15 protein-coding genes and 3 pseudogenes are annotated in these 19,558 nt (G+C 45.7%); 8 read left to right on the top strand and 10 right to left on the bottom strand.

The annotated features are described in order from the left end of the window. Positions 1 to 68 precede the first annotated feature (68 nt). From QEP12_RS00935 to QEP12_RS00900, 8 genes and pseudogenes are all read left to right on the top strand, one after another. Positions 69 to 1,058, top strand: a complete 990-nt coding sequence (locus QEP12_RS00935) for an MraY family glycosyltransferase (RefSeq protein ID WP_284213078.1) — start codon at positions 69 to 71, stop codon at positions 1,056 to 1,058. Continuing rightward, the gene (locus QEP12_RS00930) at positions 1,055 to 1,948 is read left to right on the top strand and encodes a glycosyltransferase (protein ID WP_284213077.1); all 894 of its coding nucleotides are present in this window, start codon (positions 1,055 to 1,057) and stop codon (positions 1,946 to 1,948) included. The genes QEP12_RS00935 and QEP12_RS00930 overlap by 4 nt, the downstream gene beginning before the upstream one ends. Then, a complete protein-coding gene (locus tag QEP12_RS00925) occupies positions 1,941 to 2,750 on the top strand; it encodes a glycosyltransferase family 2 protein (RefSeq protein WP_284213076.1) in 810 nt (269 codons plus the stop codon). The genes QEP12_RS00930 and QEP12_RS00925 overlap by 8 nt, the downstream gene beginning before the upstream one ends. Then, on the top strand, positions 2,741 to 4,051 hold the full coding sequence (locus QEP12_RS00920) for a hypothetical protein (protein WP_284213075.1): 1,311 nt from the start codon (positions 2,741 to 2,743) through the stop codon (positions 4,049 to 4,051). The genes QEP12_RS00925 and QEP12_RS00920 overlap by 10 nt, the downstream gene beginning before the upstream one ends. Positions 4,052 to 4,143: 92 nt before the next feature. Next, positions 4,144 to 4,646, top strand: a pseudogene (locus QEP12_RS00915) (IS3-like element ISAzo10 family transposase); the annotation flags it as partial. A gap of 52 nt (positions 4,647 to 4,698) precedes the next feature. Continuing rightward, complete coding sequence (locus QEP12_RS00910; RefSeq protein WP_284213074.1) at positions 4,699 to 5,556, top strand: glycosyltransferase family 2 protein; 858 nt, start codon at positions 4,699 to 4,701, stop codon at positions 5,554 to 5,556. Between the two features lie 68 nt (positions 5,557 to 5,624). Further along, positions 5,625 to 5,819 (top strand): annotated as a pseudogene (locus QEP12_RS00905) (transposase); the annotation flags it as partial. A 71-nt stretch (positions 5,820 to 5,890) separates the two neighbouring features. After that, positions 5,891 to 7,076, top strand: a pseudogene (locus tag QEP12_RS00900) (helix-turn-helix domain-containing protein). 450 nt (positions 7,077 to 7,526) lie between these two features. Here QEP12_RS00900 and QEP12_RS00895 read toward each other — a convergent pair. The 10 genes from QEP12_RS00895 to glyS form a co-directional block, all read right to left on the bottom strand. After that, positions 7,527 to 8,852, bottom strand: coding sequence for a lipopolysaccharide biosynthesis protein (locus tag QEP12_RS00895; protein ID WP_174862438.1), 1,326 nt, complete (start codon positions 8,850 to 8,852; stop codon positions 7,527 to 7,529). Positions 8,853 to 8,860: 8 nt separating this feature from the next. Further along, positions 8,861 to 9,982: a glycosyltransferase gene (locus QEP12_RS00890; protein ID WP_284213073.1), complete on the bottom strand. Its 1,122-nt coding sequence runs from the start codon at positions 9,980 to 9,982 to the stop codon at positions 8,861 to 8,863. A gap of 8 nt (positions 9,983 to 9,990) precedes the next feature. Continuing rightward, the gene (locus QEP12_RS00885; protein WP_284213072.1) at positions 9,991 to 10,947 is read right to left on the bottom strand and encodes an NAD-dependent epimerase/dehydratase family protein; all 957 of its coding nucleotides are present in this window, start codon (positions 10,945 to 10,947) and stop codon (positions 9,991 to 9,993) included. After that, on the bottom strand, positions 10,948 to 11,484 hold the full coding sequence (gene rfbC, locus QEP12_RS00880; RefSeq protein WP_284213071.1) for a dTDP-4-dehydrorhamnose 3,5-epimerase: 537 nt from the start codon (positions 11,482 to 11,484) through the stop codon (positions 10,948 to 10,950). Positions 11,485 to 11,605: 121 nt separating this feature from the next. Further along, positions 11,606 to 12,919 carry a lipopolysaccharide biosynthesis protein RfbH gene (rfbH, locus tag QEP12_RS00875; protein ID WP_284213070.1) on the bottom strand — a complete coding sequence of 438 codons (1,314 nt, stop codon included), beginning with the start codon at positions 12,917 to 12,919 and terminating at the stop codon, positions 11,606 to 11,608. A 35-nt stretch (positions 12,920 to 12,954) separates the two neighbouring features. After that, on the bottom strand, positions 12,955 to 14,022 hold the full coding sequence (rfbG, locus tag QEP12_RS00870; RefSeq protein WP_284213069.1) for a CDP-glucose 4,6-dehydratase: 1,068 nt from the start codon (positions 14,020 to 14,022) through the stop codon (positions 12,955 to 12,957). 7 nt (positions 14,023 to 14,029) lie between these two features. Next, complete coding sequence (rfbF, locus tag QEP12_RS00865; protein WP_174862435.1) at positions 14,030 to 14,803, bottom strand: glucose-1-phosphate cytidylyltransferase; 774 nt, start codon at positions 14,801 to 14,803, stop codon at positions 14,030 to 14,032. An 18-nt stretch (positions 14,804 to 14,821) separates the two neighbouring features. Then, positions 14,822 to 15,808: an FAD-binding oxidoreductase gene (locus QEP12_RS00860; protein WP_174862434.1), complete on the bottom strand. Its 987-nt coding sequence runs from the start codon at positions 15,806 to 15,808 to the stop codon at positions 14,822 to 14,824. Positions 15,809 to 16,037: 229 nt separating this feature from the next. Beyond that, positions 16,038 to 17,252, bottom strand: a complete 1,215-nt coding sequence (locus QEP12_RS00855) for a nucleotide sugar dehydrogenase (RefSeq protein WP_284213148.1) — start codon at positions 17,250 to 17,252, stop codon at positions 16,038 to 16,040. 119 nt (positions 17,253 to 17,371) lie between these two features. Then, a complete protein-coding gene (gene glyS, locus QEP12_RS00850) occupies positions 17,372 to 19,486 on the bottom strand; it encodes a glycine--tRNA ligase subunit beta (protein WP_284213068.1) in 2,115 nt (704 codons plus the stop codon). Between the last annotated feature and the right edge of the window lie 72 nt (positions 19,487 to 19,558).

The following is a 19,558-nucleotide window of genomic DNA, read 5'->3' as shown; positions in this document are numbered from 1 at the left end:
CCGCCATCGCCTCTTTCCTCACCTGTCTATTACTCGTCGGTACCAAGAAGTGGCACGGAGCCTTCTCTATGGATTCCAGCACCGGCGTGCAAAAGTTCCATACCGCGCCCACCCCGCGCATTGCAGGCATTGCGCTGGTCGTGGGTGTGCTGGCAGGCTATGCCGCTTCCAGCCACGACCCAGCCGCAGCAGAAAAACGTCAAATCCTTAGTGCTATTTTGATGGCAGGCATGCCCGCCTTTATCTTTGGCCTGCTGGAAGACATCACCAAAAAAGTCTCCGTCAAAACCCGCCTGCTGGCCACCATGGCCTCTGGCCTGCTGGGCTGGGGCATTACGGGTGTTTCGCTTACCAGCGTAGATATCTGGGGCGTGGACTGGCTGCTGGGCTTTACTGCCATATCCGTACTCTTTACTGCCTTTGCCGTTGGGGGCGTAGCCAATGCCATCAATATCATTGACGGCTTTAATGGCCTGACAGCGGGTGTTGCACTCATCATGCTCACCGCCTTTGGCCTGATTGCACGTGGGGTAGGCGACATCCCCCTGGCCTTTACCTGTCTGATTATTGCGAGCGCAGTGCTGGGCTTTTTTCTGGTGAACTGGCCCTTTGGCAAAATTTTTCTGGGTGATGGTGGCGCGTATTTTCTGGGCTTTACGTTGGCCTGGCTTGCCATTTTGCTACCAGCACGCAATGCACAGGTGTCGCCTTGGGCCAGTTTGCTGATTTGTTCGTACCCCATTATTGAAGTGCTGTTCAGTATTTATCGCCGCAAGTTTTTACGCACTAACTGTGATGCCACACAGCCAGATGCCTTTCACCTGCATAGCCTGACCAACAAGCGCTGGGCACGCCACTTATTTGGCAACTTTTCCAAAACACTGCAAAACGGTTTTACCTCGCCTTTTCTGTGGCTGTATGCAGCCATTCCCTGTATGGCAGCGGTTTTTAGCTATCAGTACACATGGTTGTGTGCTGTGCTGCTACTGGTCAGCACTCTGGTTTATCTGACTATGTATAGTAAGTTGGCTTTTTTTAGGTGGGTGCCAAAGAAATGAAAACCAAACAATTACCCAAAGTAGCCGTTTTGCTTGCTGCCTATAACGGCGAAAAATATATTCAAGAGCAAATTGAATCTATCGTCAACCAAGTTGATGTAGATATTTATATATACATCAGCATCGACGCATCAACAGATAGAACCTTAGAAATTTGCGAGAAACTTCAAAAAATATACAAGAACATTTTCATTATTAATGAAAGCAAAGAACGCTTTGGTTCTGCAGGGAAGAATTTTTACTATCTTATTAAAAATGTAGATTTTGAAGAATTTGATTTTATTGCCTTATCTGACCAAGATGATATATGGAAGCCAGCAAAAATTATTCGTGGCATTCAGCTCCTAGAGGAGGAGCGAGCTTTCGGATATTCTAGTGATGTTGAGTGTTTTTGGGACGCTGGAGATCGCAAAAATAAAATTATCAAAAAATCTTATCCACAAAAGAAATATGATTACTACTTCGAGCCTGCCGGTCCTGGATGCACTTATATATTGACAAAAAAACTAACACTCTCAATCCAAAGAGAATTATACAATTTAATAAATCCACCATACCATCACGATTGGTATATCTATGCATTTGCTAGAGCAAATAACTTCAAATGGCACATTGATAATCAACCCAACATATACTACAGACAACACCAAAAAAATCAAATTGGAGCCAATATTGGCCTCCAGCAATATATCAAAAGGTTTAAAAAAATCAAATCTGGAAGCTTCAATAAAGAACTCCTTGAAATATTAAAATCCATCAACATAGACGAAAAACAAATTAGAAAACTAAATATATTGGTACTAAAAAATCCTTTTGCATATCGAAGAAATCATAAAGAAGCAATAATACTAGCCCTCCTTTATTTATTTAAAATCCAAAAAAATGCATAAAATTGAAATTTTAATGGCCACTTATAATGGAGAAAAATACTTAGAGGCACAAATTGAATCCATCCTAAGTCAAAGTTATAATAATTGGCAACTAATTATTCATGATGACGGCTCATCAGACGGAACTCTAGAAATATTAAATAGATACTGCAATAAATTTCCAGAAAAAATAAAAATAATTCATGATGACATAAGAACAGGCGGAGCCAAAAACAATTTCTTTCATCTGCTAAAACATGCAACTGCTAAATATTTAATGTTCTCGGACCAAGATGATATCTGGCTCCCCAATAAGATAGAATTATCATTAGAAAAAATTCTTTCGATCAATAATCAAGATCAAGCAATTTTATTATTCACAGATTTAAAAGTAGTCGACAAGAATTTGAAAGTCATATCGGAATCTATGATTACCTATCAGAGACTTAAAGTTCCAAAAACGATTTATGATGCAGCAGCTCACAATGCAGTGACAGGTTGTACCGTGATGTTCAATAATGCCTTGCTAAAAAAATTAACATTTCCATCAGAAGCATTAATGCATGATTGGTGGCTCTGTATAGAAACTTTCAAAAATAATGGGCGCGTTGTTTTTTTAGACGCCCCTACCATACTCTATCGTCAACATGACAATAATACTATCGGCGCCAAAAAGCACAACCTATCATCCATCCTTCTAAAAATAAAAAAACCAAAAATCTTATATAAAAACATAGCCTCATCCTTTAAACAATTTAATTTATCCACTGGCAAAGGATTTCTATTTTTTATTTACAAAAAAATTAGCATTATATGCCAATAAATATATATTCAAAAATATCCGTTTTTTTTATTTCATTGACTCTTTTATCTATAACCATCGATCCAACTGACAATTTATTTGGAATAAAAAAAGCAAGCTTCTTATGCAGCATAATAACACTAACCCTAGGAATAATTACCAAAAAAATAAAAATCCATAAAAAACACCTATTAGTACCATTTTTACTTCTATTAGTTTCTTCGCTTGCTTTTTTTCAAGGAGTTTTCGTAGATCAATTCTACTCTCAAGAGTATGCAATCTATTATGCAAGCATATTCATACCTACCATTCTCCTACCAATGGTAGTTGGTGCAAAAATAAATTTCACAAAGATATTCTTAAATTCAACCTATATTCTACTATTTTTTTTATTGTCAATAATAACTCTCACCTTATTATTTCAGGATTTTTTCGCGCCATTTATACAATATTTTAACTATGATGCTCAAGTCGCCTTGATTGGCTACAGAACATTTGGCGATATTTTATTACCAATGATTTACTGGAAAACATCTGTCTTACTAATAATATTGGCCGGACACTTATTAAAAGCAAATAACTTTCCATCTTTAATATTATTTATACTTACAGTTTTCACTATATTCATTAGCGGAACCAGAGCAAATATGCTCGCCTCGATTTCTCTTATTATTGTTTTTCTATACTACAAAATTAATGATAATTTAAGTAGACTTACAAAATATGCTATTATTACATTTTTATTTTTATTTTTATTGACATTTGTTATATATAACATAAATATAATTTACGACAGATTCTTATCCCCAGATGAGCTTTCAAACTCTATCAAAATCGGGCATTTTTTATCATACTTATCCCTTTTTGAAAACTCATTACCTTTACTTATTTTTGGATATGGAGCAGGATCTGGCATGTTTTCTATAGGGACTAATGAAATAGGATATAGTTTTGAACTAACGTATTTTGAACTATTAAGAATATACGGTATATTAGGGGCATCAGTAATAATATTAATATTAGTATACCCATTGTTAAAACTAAAAAAAACAAAATCAATCTACCTCTTTCCATGGCTAATATTTATTTTTGTAATCGGAACAAATCCACTACTCTTAAGCAGTACTGGAGTATTTGCAATAGTTTTTATATACAATTATATTTTCAATGATTCAATAATGAAAAAAAATACTCTGCACGATAGGTTCAATAATTATATAGTTGCCCCCCTGAGTCAGAATAGTTGTCGCCTCGATAGAAATCGAATGAACAGGGGCGAAGACAGTAGAGGAAACAAGTGGCTCGATACGGACATGTATTGACCCAGCGGTTTCTGCACAGGCCCCCTGAGTCAGAATAGTTGTCGCCTCGATAGAAATCGAATGGACAGGGGCGAAGACTGCAGAGGAAACAAGTGGCTCGATACGGACAAGCCTTCAAAGATAGCGTGGTGGCGAAGTTGCTACCACCGGAAAGCGCCAGTTTGCAGCAGGTCTCGCTGCAAACTGGGGTGAGTGAATCCACGTTGGAGCGTTGGCTCAGTGATGCCTTGACCAAGCCGACGCAAGTGATGCAATGGACACCGGCTGCCCGCTTTAATGCGCTGCTGACCACAGCTGCCATGGACGAGCACAGCAAAAACGAATGGTGTCGCAGCCATGGGATTTATCCGCAGGAGCAGGAGCAGTGGCGGCTCAGTGCAGAGCAAGGCTTAGGCGCTCAGGCATCTAATAGCAGTGCCAGCACACGCAAGCAAGATCGCAAACGCATACAGGCGCTGGAGCGTGAATTGCGGCGTAAAGAGAAAGCCTTGGCGGAGACGGCAGCGCTGCTGGTGCTGTCAAAAAAACTCGAGGCGATGATGCGAGAGGACGGGGAAGAATGATTCCCTTGGATCACCGCCAGAAACTGGTCCGGGACCGGGTGTTGCACTTCGGTCTTGAATCCGACAATTCAAAGTGTGTTAAATATGAAAAATTCTCCATTGGTTACTATATACATACCGACTAAAAATAGATGTAAATCATTAAGAGTGGCAATTGATTCGTGCCTCAAGCAAACATACTCTAATATAGAAATTATTGTGTGTGATGATGCTTCAACCGATGATACGCAGAAACTACTTCAAGAATATTCATTAAAGTTTGATAATTTTAAATTTTTCAGAAATGAAGTTTCTAAAGGTGCTTGCTTTTCTAGGAACAGATGTATATTTGCTGCCTCTGGAATTTTTGTGACGGGTTTGGATGATGATGATTATTTCAAAGAAGATAGAATAGAAAAATTTGTCGCTCAATGGGATGATAAATATTCATTTTTATGCGCTAATTTTTCAAATCAATATTCAGATTCTAGGTCGTTGATTCAGTATCCGGTGAGAAATAAAATATTGGATTTGGAAAATTTGATGTTTTACAATTCGGCATCTAATCAAATATTTACTTATAAAACTAGACTGCTTGAAGCAGGCCTTTTTGATGTAAAAAGAAAGAAACTTCAGGATTGGGATTTGTGGCAACGGGTTTGTAGTAGGTATGGTAATTTTTTTAGGGATGGAGATGTTTCATATGTAATGAATCACGACAATTCTATTGAAAGAGTTAGTAATAACCAGAGTTTTTTGCAGGCATATAGAAATCTTTATCTGATTAATAAAAAATTATTTAACCAAAAACAAAGAAAAAATATATTGTTAAACTATCTGTTTTTTGTTAAAAGAAAAAAAGATGTATTGTCTTGCCTTGATTTTATTTTTAGAAAAAAATGGGGTATCTTTTTGACAGTTCAATTCTTTTATAAAAAAATTTGTGAAAAAATTAATCCATAATTTGCTACTGTACTCCCTAGACTTAGAGCCGCTAACACAACTTCCTGTTGAAGTGCTGCGAAGCATTTATGCTTCGCAGCCGTATGTCTCGGGCTCCCGTCAGTAAAGAGTTGTGGCAACAACTCGAACCCCTCATTCCACCCTTCGTTCCATCACGCAAAGGCGGTCGTCGCAAGCGCACTATCAGTGATGAGTCCGCCCTCAATGGCATCTTGTTTGTTCTGCAAACTGGCATTGCATGGGAGGACTTGCCTCAAGCTTTGCCCCCTGAGTCAGAATAGTTGTCGCCTCGATATAAATCGAATGATCAGGGGCGAAACGAACAGAGGAACAAGTGGCTCGATACGGACAAGCCTTCAAAGATAGCGTGGTGGCGAAGTTACTGCCTCCCGAAAGTGCCTCCTTGCAGCAGGTGTCGTTGCAAACGGGTGTTAGTGAATCAACGTTGGAGCGGTGGCTCAGCGAAGCGTTGGCCCAGCCTTCTAAAACGCAGGAGTGGACGCCTGCTGCTCGCTTTGATGCATTGCTGATCACCGCTGCGATGGACGAACAAAGCAAAAATGAATGGTGCCGCAGCCATGGGGTGTATCCCCAGGAGCTGGAGCAGTGGAAGCTCCAGGCTCAGCAAGGGCTGTCAGGTGATGGTGCAGCCGCACTGCAAAACACCCGCAAGCAAGACCGCAAACTGATTCAATCGCTGGAGCGAGAGTTGCGGCGCAAAGAAAAGGCCTTGGCAGAACCCGCAGCGCTGCTGGTGCTGTCAAAAAACTCGAGGCGATGATGCGAGAGGACGGGGAAGAATGATTCCCTTGGATCATCGCCAACGACTGGTCCGGGACATTGATCAGGCACACCGTGAAGGAGCGAGGTTGCGCCCTGCGTGTGAAGTGGCTGGCATTGATGTGCGCACGCTGCAGCGTTGGCGCAGCACAGGGCTGGCCTTACAGGAAGATCAGCGTAAACATTGCCAGCGACCAACGCCTGCACACGCACTGACGCAGGAAGAGCGCCAGGAAATCTTGCGTGTGGCCAATGAACCGAGATTTGCGGATATGCCGCCATCGCGCATCGTGCCCATGCTTGCCGATGAAGGGCGTTATATCGCCAGCGAATCGAGCTTTGCACGGGTGCTGCGTGCCCACGGACAAACGGATCGAAAGCATCACGCAAAAAATACGTCTAGCGGCATAAATGACGCGACAACTATCTTGACATGTACCGAATATCCAGCTCGAGGGTTCTGTGATTTAGCCAGCGCACGGCAGTGGGCGGCAGAGTTTGTGCACTGGTACAACCATGAGCACCGCCACAGCGGCATTCAGTTTGTGACACCGCAGCAGCGCCATACGGGTCAAGACAAAGCTATCTTGGCTCATCACCATCAGGTCTATGAACAAGCCAAGCAAAACCGACCTGCCTGATGGAGCCGTCACACCAGAAATTGGCAGCCCATCGAAGCTGTCGCCTTGAACCCAGAAAGGATCGAAAGCATCACGCAAAAAATACGTCTAGCGGCATAAATGACGCGACAACTATCTTGGCATGTACCGGTGGTCCACTGTTTTACTTCATCAAGACATCTGCCAATGCGAGCAATTGATAAACAACAAAAAAATTAATGCCACTATTTGTGACATAAAAAGCCCTCTCAAATTATCATGCTTGCTTTTGCGACGAGCATTTGCAAACATTTCGACCTTCAGAGTACTACGGTGATGTGTCTGTCATACTGAGAATAGCACTCGATAAACCATCTGATTCTGAGTCAAGGGAGACTCAAGCTTGCTGTACGGGAAATCCTATTTCTTGCATAATTTACACTAGTTTCAGATGGATACTGATCACTTCAAAATGTCAAAATGCACAACAAGGGAAAGTCTGCATAATTCAATACCCTCAAAAAACAACCCAATAAAATTGATAAATTTTAGCAACAAGATTTACAAAAAAGCGGCTTCTGCGAAAGTACCCTAGACCCCATCCACAAATGAGTAGCAAATCATACCCAGCACTACCCCTGTCGCAGGCAACATGCGCACCAAATAACGACTAAGCGGTGCAAAGAAAACTTTTCGGTACATAAAGTAATATGCCTGTACGAAATTAATGTGAAATGCACCTACTAAACACCAGCAAAGTAAATTTATATCCTGAGCGGTAATACCGAAAATTATGGCAGAGACCATGACCACTGCTGATAGCGTGCCGCTTATGAACAATAAATCTGCGCGATTCATTGCCTGAAAGAAGCTGCCACTGGTCGAGAGTATGACCTGCACAGGAATTGCAATAGCAAGGATGCGGATGATGGGTGCTACGTCCAACCACTGTTCACCGAGGGCGATAAGAATAATCCAATCTGACAGGAAGAACATGCCCAGTCCGGCAGCGGCACCAACGAGCGAGAGCTTCAACGTGAAATCGCGGTGAATAGCCTCTACCTTTTCACGATCCCCCGCATGCTTGCGAATGACTGGCTGAATCGCTGGGGTCATTGCAAAGGTCAGCAGCATCAGTGGGTATTTCATTAACTGGTACGCCTTATCGTAATTCCCCAAGGCTGTTGCTCCCATGTATTTACCAACCAAAATATTGTCAAGATTTCGTGAAAAAAAATTGATGAAATTGAAACCGAGCTGATAAGAGGTAAATCCAAGTATCGGTTTGATGGCTGAGAACTTCTTACCTGGCATAGGACGGCCAAATTCAGTTCCCTCCGAAAAATACCATGTAGCAAGAAATATGCACACTGCACTGAAAGCGCTCTTTGCAGCCAGGGCATGAAGTGGTTCGATGAGTTGCGATAGCCCTATTACCGCAGACGTGCTAACAATCTCAGCGATGAGTCCGGCGTAGGCAATGCGAAAGAAGGCCTTATCACGGAGCAACAGGGCATTGGGGACCGTACTGGCTGCAAAGAAGAAAAGAGTTAATGCAATATATGGAACCACCTCATCCACGCGTGGTAGGCCATAGAAAAGTAGAAAAGCAGGTGCTAGTGCCGCAAAGATCAGCGCCAATGCTATACCCGCGCATAAGGTCAGACCAAAAATCCCGTTCCTGTCTGAGCAACTTAAATTTTCAACGTTAATGATGGCTGGACCTAATCCAGCCTCAGCCATCAGTTGAAACAAAGCACAAAATACGGTGATGGCCGCAACAGTGCCGAAATCCTGGGGAGTGAAGATGCGAGCAAGCACCATCATGGAGACCAGATTGGTAGCATACACAGCATAACGCCCAAGCATGCTTTTCGCTATGGCTGGATAAAGGCTGTTAGATGTATTATTTTTCAACTCTACTATCACTCTTGCAATATTGCTAGGAGTTTAATTCTGAAAATATCAGGCGAAAACAAATCAAAATACTTTTTCTTACCGGACATTCCTATTTCATTCAAAGTTGACCTTTTATTAAAACACTCTTCAATTTTAAATGCAATACTTTCTGGATTTGATTCCGTGATAATTAATCCTTCATTGTTTGGCAACAGTTCTGTTGTGGCACTTGTCTTTATTGTTAAACATGGGATCCCAAAAGAAAGTGCATCAACAAGCTTATTAACAAGCACCGTTTTAGCCTTATCGCTTGACCCGAAATTGCCTACTGCCAAGTCACAAGTACCGGCCAAAATTGGAGCTAGCTTTCCATTTGAAAAATGGAAATCATTATTAATGAATACCCTATCAGTCAGCTCAAGACTTTTTATCAATGAAACATATGGTTTTGCTTTTTCATTAGAGTCGCCAAATAAATATAGCTTAATTCTATCATTTCCTATATGTGAAAAGGCCCTTATCAAATTCTCTAGCCCATGTAGAGGAATATATGTACCCCACCAGCAAACGTTGAACGATTCATAGTCTTTTTGGTTGGAGATGAACATTTCCCGTTTATAGTCTACGCATAAAGGAATAATCCTTATCTTTTCCCTTCGAATATTGACACCAACTACTTTTTGGTAATAATCGGCCTCCGATTCGTTAAGGAAAATAACAATATCTGCAGCTTTCAGCAGAAATCGATCTTTAAAGAGTGCAAATCTACCGCGTAACGAATTTTCAGAAACGAGTTTTCGATCTTTTACGATAGTATCGTATTGACTAATATAGTAATCCGCTATGATTATTTTATTTAAAATCCGACCTACAAAAATATCCACAATGGACATCATGTTGGTATTCATTGGTAGAACAAAGACATGTGTTGAATATGCAATCAATATCAATCTAAATGGCACAAAAAAAATAAAACAAAAAAATTTTAAAATCTTCCTCAGGTATTTATTTTTCATTTCCAATGAAAAATACGTCATTGGATTGTAGGTAAAAGCGATACCAGCATCACTGATTGTTTTTAAAATGTTTTGAGCTCTATAGCTTCCATTGACTACACCGCTAAAATAAATTCGCATCGCTAGACTCATGAGTATTTTTAATTATTTTTAATATCGCCGGGTTGCAAAATATGATTTAAACTTGAGTTTGTTGAATTTAAAAGAATGCGTAGACCGGTTTCAAGATCAATATGAGGCAACCATCCAGGAGGTAATTTTCCTGATCGCCACGGTACCATTACCTCCCTTTTTCGATAAGGTCTTGCTCCTGAAATCACATTCAAGGATTGACCACTGATTTTTTCCAGTAATTTTACTAATTTTCGCACCGAAACCAAACGACCGGATGAAATGGCATAGCGCTCATGCCCCCCTTTCTTTGGTTCATCAACTAGCAACTTGGCACAGCATGTAAAGGCACTTATAACGTCATCGATATACACAAGATCAACAAGTTGTTCGCCTGGCGAAATGCCAAGACGATCTTTTGTAAGCGCTGTTTTTATCAATAAATTTATAAGCTTGGGACGGGGGTCATCATACCCGTAGGTATCAAAAAGCTTGAGTGTGACTGCACTTAATGGAAATGCATCAGTGTAGAAATCCAGGATATCCTCAAATGCTTGTTTTGTTGCAGCATATAAGCATACTGGATCATAATCATTGCTACGATAATGCTGCCAAGAAGTTCCTGTATTTATAAAATTTTTTATCTCTTCTCGTACGCAGGCTTCTGCCAACTGTGTTCCGAATAGAACATTACTGGCTATCAAATTTGTGACCTGCTCACTGTGGTGCTCCGCTATAAAAAGTGATGCCAAGTGAAATACAATAGTCGGTTTCGATTCGCGGATGGCTGTCAGCACACTTTCTATACTTCCATCGTATATAGCAATTGTTACCCTCCCCGTGAGAGATGTTGCTAACGGGCGACCCGAATTTCGGACGAGCACACTAACCACCCAACCGTCATCCAAAAGTCGCTGACAAAGTTTGGCTCCAATATAACCAGTTGCTCCAGTTACGAGTGCTCTACGTTCCATTAAATTTTTCACTTAAAATGGGCTCTTAAACTCTTCAAGTTTAGGAAAATTCTTGTCCCGTTCGGAAATAATTGGTGCGTCAATGCCCCATTCGAAACCGAAACTATCCCAGCGAATCCCTTTGTCGTAATCTGGCGCATATTCTGAAGTAACGTTATAAACCATAATAGTCCCCTCTTCCACAGCCATGAAACCATGTGCAATCCCAGCTGCAATATATATTGCGTGACCGGAACTAGCAGTTAAATTTATCGCATAGGTATTACCAAATGTAGGAGATTTACGCCGAAGATCGAGTATCACATCAGTAACCGCGCCAGCAGCACAGTAAACTAATTTGGCATGATCGTGAGGGGGAGTTTGAAAGTGCATGCCACGAATAACCCCCGCTTTTGAGGTCGAATAATACTGCTCAACAAAATCTGTTCGCAAGCCATTGATTTTCAACTGTGATGCCACAAAAGATTTTACAAAACGACCACGTGAATCTTCGAAAGCTCCTGGCTTAAAAAGATAGCATCCAGATAGTGAAAGCTCATTAATTTGCATTTTTTATGAACATCCCTGAAGACCTTAATTATTCAATATTAATCTAATGAACTTAAAGAGTTTCAACGGAAGATCTTTTAATTTCAAGAAAAATGAGAGACTCCCCTATGTTCTAGCCTGATTAGAAGTTCAAACCAAAAAACTCTTCAAGCTTATCGCCGACAAAGTCGAAGTGCTCCTGACCCAATGAGGGCTGCACGCCAAGCCAGAAAGTCTGATTCATAGTGCGGTCAGTGTTGGCAAGTGCGCCGACGACTCGATACTCGATTTCCTTGAAGTAAGGCTGACGAATAAGGTTGCCGGCAAACAGCAGTCGGGTGCCAATCTTGTGTTGATCAAGGAACTTCAGCAGATCCACGCGCTGCACGCCGCTTGCTTCCTTGAGGGTGACAGGAAAGCCAAACCAAGAGGGATCGCTGTTGGGGGTAGGCTCTGTGAACTCCAAGAATTCGCCCAGAGATGCAAGACGCTCTTTTAGCAACGCGAAATTGCGCTTGCGGGCTGCGATGAACTCCGGTGCACGCTCCAGTTGAGCAAGGCCGCACGCAGCCTGCATATCGGTAATCTTCAAGTTGTAGCCAAGATGGGCATAGACGTACTTGTGGTCATAGCCTTGGGGCAAGCTGCCAAACTTCTGGCAGAAACGCTTGCCACAGGTGTCATCGCAGCCGGGTGCACAGTAGCAGTCACGCCCCCAATCACGGAAGGATTCGGCAATGGTCTTGAGTTGGCTGTTATTGGTGAATACTGCACCGCCTTCACCCATGGTGATATGGTGAGCAGGGTAGAAACTGAGAGTGGCAATGTCACCCCAGGTGCCGACCATCTTGCCATCGTAAGTGGCACCAAGGGCGTCACAGCAGTCTTCCACCAACCACAGACCATACTTGTCGCACAAGGACTTGACCTTGGTGAGGTTAAAGGGGTTGCCCAACGTGTGAGCCAACATGATGGCCTTGGTTTTGGGTGTGATGGCAGCTTCTATCAGTTCTGCATTGATGTTGTGCGTCGCCATGTCGACGTCGACAAAGACCGGTATAGCGCCAAATTGCACAATGGGATTGACCGTAGTTGGAAAGCCGGCAGCCACGCCAATAACTTCATCCCCCTTTTTGATTGCGCGATCGCCCAACTTGGGTGAGGTAAGCGTGCTAAATGCGACAAGGTTGGCGGATGATCCCGAGTTGACGGTGATTAGGTGCTTCACGCCAATAAATTCTGCCAACTTGCGCTCAAATTCGGCATTGAAACGGCCTGTTGTCAACCAGCCATCCAGCGCAGCTTCGACCATAAGGTGCAATTCACGTGCACCGATGACCTTGCCGGAAGGTGGAATGACCGTTGTACCTGGTGTGAAGGGCTTGGCGGTGTGAGTAATGCTGGCGAATTGCTCGACGAGCTTGCTGATTTCTTGACGAAGGGTTTCTGGGGTCATGGGTCTTTTTTGTTCGCTGTGGCGGTAGTGCCGCCTTAGTGGTTCTGATGGCGCTGGATCTGTTCCAGCGTCTTGTCGTGCATATTTGCTCCACCAAGCCACGCTTGGTGCCAGTCGACGATGCTGTCCAGCGCCTTCGTGAGTGACCAGCGCGGATGCCACTTAAGCTTGGCTCGGGCTTTGGAGATATCCAGCTTTAGCAATTGCGCTTCATGAGGTTGTGGACTGGTATCCAGTTGCCAACAGGCACCTTGGCCCCAGCGGGCGACCATATGATTGAGGATCCATTCAACCGGCTGAACATCGTCATCACGTGGCCCAAAGTTCCACCCTTGTGCGAAAGCTGCGCCTTCGGTGTAGAGTTTTTCTGCCAGTAAGAGATAGCCACTCAGTGGTTCAAGCACATGCTGCCATGGGCGTGTCGCGTGTGGGTTGCGAATGACAACGGATTGCTTGCACTCAAAAGCGCGCAAGATGTCTGGGATAAGACGGTCCTCAGCCCAGTCACCACCACCAATCACGTTGCCGGCGCGCGCCGTGGCTAGCGCTGGAGCATCCACCGAGTTGAAGAAAGAGTTACGGTAAGCTGCAGTAACAAGTTCGGAACAGCCTTTGCTGTTGCTGTAGGGGTCGTGCCCTCCCATGGGTTCGTTTTCACGATAGCCCCATTCCCACTCGCGGTTTTCATAGCATTTGTCCGTGGTGACATTCACGATAGCACGCAAGTTTGTGCACTGGCGCGCAGCTTCCAGCACGTGTACTGTCCCCATCACATTGATGGCGTAAGTCTCGACGGGTTCGCGATAAGACAGGCGTACGAGTGGCTGCGCAGCCATGTGGATGAGGATGTCGGGATTGAAGCCCTTCATGCTGGCAGTGATGGTGACAAGATCGCGAATGTCACCGATCTGGGATTCCATGCCGTCTCCAACCTTCGCCTCGGTGAAGAGCGCAGGAACGGTCGGCGCATCAAGGGCAAAGCCCTTGACCTGAGCCCCCATGCTCTGCAGCCATAGCGAAAGCCAACTGCCCTTGAAGCCTGTATGACCGGTGAGAAAAACCTTTTTGCCACACCAGAAGGCTGGATTGACGTTTACATTCATAAAAGACTCAGTCCCATGTCTTCCAGGGAGCGTTACCGCTTTTCCAGAGGTCTTCAAGGTGGTTTTTGTCACGCAACGTATCCATGGGCTGCCAGAAACCGTAGTGCTCATAAGCCATCAACTGCCCATCCTTAGCCAGGTTGTTGAGCGGCTCCTGCTCCCAAATCGTGCTGTCATCGGTGATGTAGTCGAGCACTTTCGGACTAAGCACAAAGAAGCCACCATTGATCATGGCACCGTCGCCTTTGGGCTTTTCCTTGAAGCTCATGACTTGCCCCTGGCGGACGTCAAGCGCACCGAAACGACCGGGAGGGTAGGTAGCAGTCAAGGTAGCGGCTTTGCCATGCTTCTTGTGAAAGCGAATGGTTTCTGTGATGTCAATGTTGCCAACGCCATCCCCATAGGTGAAGCAAAAGGCTTCTTCATTCTTGACATAGTCGCGCACCCGACGCAGGCGACCACCCGTCATGGAGCTGTCGCCAGTGTCCACGAGGGTGACAGTCCAAGGCTCGGCACGTTTGTTGTGAACTTCCATGCTGTTATCGCGCATGTTGAACGTGATGTCCGACATGTGCAGGAAGTAGTTGGCAAAGTATTCCTTGATCACGTAGCCCTTATAACCGCAACAGATCACGAAGTCGTTGATGCCGTGGGACGAATACATCTTCATGATGTGCCACAGGATTGGGTGTCCACCTATTTCGACCATAGGTTTAGGGCGTGTACTGGTTTCTTCACTGAGTCGGGTGCCCAGGCCGCCGGCAAGAATGACAGCTTTCATTTTTTCTACAGGTTCAAGTTAGTTAGAGCTTACAAAAGCATCAAAATAGAAGTTTTTGCGTCGGAGGCCAGCTGCAATGAGCTTGTTCATGGCACTGGAAATCATGGATTCGGAGCCGCAGGCGTAGATGATGGCATCTGCAAGGTCAATGCCGTCAGCCAGTACAGCATCCTGCACATAGCCTTTGGCCCCAGTGCTGTCTGGTGAACGCGAGAGAACCGGAACGAAACACAGCGGGAGTACAGAATAGTCCGGCGTCCAATAAAGATCTTTCTCGGTGCGCCCCCCCCAGTAAACGTGTATCCGGCGGTACGTGTTCATAGCAGGTTTAGCGGCGAGTTGTTCAAGCATCGCCCTGATGGGGGCGATGCCTGTGCCAGTTGCGAGCAATACCAGTTGCGAGGCATCCGAAGTACGAAGAAAGAAGGTGCCGAGCGGACCTTCCAGACGCAATAAGTCGTTCGCTTGCGCTTCTTCGAACCAGTAACGACTCATCATGCCCCCTGGAACCTTTCGAATCTGGAGCGTGAGTTTGCCGTCGTCGCGAGGGGCGTTGGCAATCGAGTAGCTGCGACGCAACCCGTCTTTGCCAATCACGTCAATGTACTGCCCAGGCAAATAGATGAGACGGCTCGCCGGCGGGGTGCGCAGTGTAACCTCGATAACGTCGTCCGTGAGATGCGAAAGACTATCGATACGACAGGGAAGCGTCCTTGTTGCAATTTTGCCGAATTCGCCCAAGTCTTCGATGTCAAGAGAAACGTCAGTAACTGCTGTCCGGCAGCAGGTAAGAATGAATCCAACAGCCTGCTCTTCTGCACAGAGCGATTCTTCAGCTTTGATAGCCTTTGTAGTGCCATCGAGCATCTGTGCTTTACAGACACCACAGCGGCCTGTACGGCAACTATGTTCGAGCGCAATGCCATGTGCATACGCAGCCTCGAGCAGTGTTTGCCCGGACTGGCAGTCAAAAGTTTTGTTGTTGACGAGTTTTACAGTTGGCATAACTTATATATCAGCCCCTTTATTACTCATGGGCTTATAGTGAACTCCGCTACCGCCGAAGTTAATACATCGTTCCGAGCTCGAATCGCAAGCACCTGTATTTTTTGCACAAAGTGAACTAATTTTCCGTTCTCACATGAATTAATAGAGTGTTCAGAAATTATTTAATGAGTGCATGCTGAGAAGGTGCTAGCATGCTACGAAAAACAAAAGCCTCCGAACCCATCCTCTATAGATCTTCATTAAATAAGTCTCTAGTGTATATTTTTTCTTTCACATCAATCAAATCATCTGTCATTCGATTAGCCACGATTAGGCAACTCTTTTCCTTAAAAACCTTCAAGTCATTAATGACAGGGGAATGATAAAAGTGATTCTCCTTAAGCACCGGTTCATAAACCACAACCTGAATACCCTTAGCCTTGATTCGTTTCATAATACCCTGAATCGCCGAAGCACGGAAATTATCTGAACCTTCCTTCATCACCAAACGATAAATTCCGACAGTCGGAGGAGCATGAAAACCATTACCTTCAGTTTTATGCAACTCGCTCATTAATGCACGTTCAATAATATCCTGTGCAATGAAATCTTTACGGGTTCGATTGGAATCAACAATAGCCTTGATTAAATTACTAGGCACTTTGTCATAGTTAGCCAATAGTTGTTTTGTATCTTTAGGCAAGCAATACCCGCCATAGCCAAAGCTGGGATTGTTGTAGTGATTACCAATACGGGGATCCAGCCCTACCCCTTCAATGATTTGCCTTGTATCAAGCCCATGTACAGCAGCATAAGTGTCAAGCTCATTAAAATAAGCAACACGCATAGCCAGATAAGTGTTAGAAAAAAGCTTAATGGCTTCAGCTTCTGTGCTTTTTGTAAAAAGCACAGGTATATCCTGCTTTATTGCACCCTGCTGTAAAATTTTGGCGAAGATTTCAGCTTTTTCACAGTTTGACCCAACAACAATACGGCTTGGATACAGGTTGTCGTAAAGCGCCTTCCCCTCTCGTAAGAATTCCGGCGAAAAAATAATGGTCAAATCAGGATATTTTTCACGAAGCTTCAGAGTATAACCAACCGGCACTGTTGACTTAATAACAATTGTGGCCTTAGGATTGATTTTTTGAATATCATCTACAACGCTTTCGACACTGGATGTATCGAAATAATTGCTTTTTGCTTCATAATTCGTTGGCGTGGCAATCAGCACAAAATCAGCATTTTTGTAGGCTTGCTTTTTATTCAGTGTAGCCGTTAACTGCAGTTGTTGATGAGATAGATAATACTGAATTTCAGCATCTTCAATTGGAGAAATTCGATTATTAATCTTCTCCACTTTTTCAGGAATCACATCCAAAGCGGTAACCTGATTGTGTTGAGCCAGAAGAACTGCATTAGCAAGTCCAACGTAGCCGGTGCCAACAATAGTAATATTCATAAAATTATTTGCAGCTAATATTGGTTGCCACAAGAAAACCTTCATCAATAGACTGGTTCATATCTTTTTTTACCAAACTAGCTGTTTACACTTCATTTCCTCAACACCTAGCCTGAAGCTCAAACCGCCAACTTCGCCAAATCCGCCACCCGATTCATCGCTGCATGCAGCGTAGCCAGCAAGCCCAAGCGATTGGCCTTTAAAGCGGCATCCTCCGCATTCACCATCACATGCTCAAAGAACGCATCCACTGGGGCACGCAAGGCGGCCAGGGTCTGCAGGCTGGCAGTGTAGTCGCTTGATTCAAACTGCTGCTGTGCCTTGGGTGCCACGGTTTGCAGCGCTGCAAACAGGTCTTTTTCTGCCTGCTCCACCAGCAGCGCTTCGTTGACTTGGGCTTGAACTTCGTCTTCGGCCTTTTTCAGGATATTGCTCACGCGCTTGTTGGCGGCGGCCAGTGCCTGTGCTTCAGGCAGTGCCGCAAAAGCACGCACAGCTTCCAGGCGCTTTTGCACATCCGACAGGCGCTGTGGGCGCAGGGCCAGCACGGCTTCCACTTCCTGGGCGGTATAGCCTTGCTCGCGCAGGCTGACGGACAGGCGGTCAAAGAAGAAGTCTTCCAGCTGGGCAGTGGCGTCTGTGATCTTGTCGCCAAAGGCGGGCACGGCGCTTTGGAGCAGGGCGTGCAGTTCCAGCGGCAGGTTCTTTTCCACCAGCATGCGGATCACGCCCAGCGCATGGCGGCGTAGGGCGAAGGGGTCGCGGTCGCCCGTGGGCAGGTTGCCAATGCCGAACATGCCGACCAAGGTTTCAAGCTTGTCAGCCAGCGCCACCACCACGCCTGCATCGCCACGGGGCAGTTCGTCACCGGCAAAGCGGGGCTTGTAGTGGTCTTCAATAGCGTCTGCAACAGCTTCATCCAGACCGTCATTCAGCGCGTAGTAGCGGCCCATGATGCCTTGCAGCTCGGGGAATTCGCCCACCATGTCGGTCACCAGGTCGGTCTTGGCCAGCTTGGCGGCCAGATCAGCCTGTGCCACCAGTTGCGCGTCACCCAATTGTTGGGCAATCGCCTTGGCAATGGCACGTACGCGGTCCACGCGTTCGCCCTGGGTGCCCAGCTTGTTGTGGTAGACGACCTTGCCTAAGCCTTCGACGCGGCTTTCCAGGGTTTTCTTGCGGTCCTGGTCAAAGAAGAACTTGGCGTCGGCCAGGCGGGGGCGCACCACGCGCTCGTTGCCTTCGATCACGGCGGAGGCATCCGCGGGACTGATGTTGCTGACGATAAGGAACTGGTGGGTCAGCTTGCCTTGGGCATCCAGCAGCGGGAAGTACTTCTGGTTGGCCTTCATGGTCAGAATCAGGCATTCCTGGGGCACGGCCAGGAATTCTTTTTCAAATTCACAGACCAGCACGTTGGGGCGCTCGACCAGCGCGGTCACTTCGTCCAGCAACGCGGCATCGTCAATCGGGCGCACACCGCCACCCACATGCTCGGCAGCAGCTTGCAGCTGGCGCGCAATATCGGCACGGCGCTCGGTAAAGCTGGCGATCACGGCGCCTTCTTCGCGCAGCTGCTCCGCGTAGCTGTCCGCGTTGTGGACCACGACGGGGTCGACCTTGGCTTCAAAGCGGTGACCGTGCGTGGCGTTGCCTGCGGTCAAGCCCAGCGTCTTCACACCGACCAGCACTTGCGTGCCGTGCAGCACGACCAAGCCGTGGGCGGGGCGCACAAAGTTCACGCTGGTCCAGCCGTCTTGCAACTGGTAGCGCATGACCTTGGGGATGGGCAGCTTGGCGATCGCTTCGTCCAGTGCTTTTTGCACGCCATCGGCCAGCACCACACCCTTGACGGTGGAAGCGTAGAACAGGGCTTCGGCCTTGCCTTCACCTTCGCGCAGCAGGCCAGCGACGGCGGACGCGTCAGCGCCCAGTGCCGCCAGCTTCTTGAGCAGCGCGGGCGTGGCTTTGCCTTCGGCGTCCAGTCCCACCGACACGGGCATGAGCTTTTGCGACACTGCTTTGTCTTCGGCCTGGGGCAGTACTTCGGTGATGTGCGCAGCCAAACGGCGGGGCGAGGCGTAAGCCGTCAAGCGCGACTCGCTGGAGGCCAGCAGACCCTGCGCTTTCAGTTGCTCAAACAACACGCCGGCGAAGGCATCGCCCAGCTTTTGCAAGGCCTTGGGAGGCAATTCTTCAACAAACAGTTCAACAAGAAGATTCTGTGCGTTCATGGTATTTTTGATAGCTGCTAGCGCTTACCAGATAAGCGCCAGAGGCAAATTTGATTAAGTATTCAGACAGGG

It is taken from the genome of Comamonas jiangduensis (genome assembly GCF_030162955.1).
Taxonomy (GTDB): domain Bacteria; phylum Pseudomonadota; class Gammaproteobacteria; order Burkholderiales; family Burkholderiaceae_C; genus Comamonas; species Comamonas jiangduensis.
The sequence above is the reverse complement of the archived record's forward strand: the minus strand, read 5'-3'. Positions and strand labels throughout refer to the sequence as shown.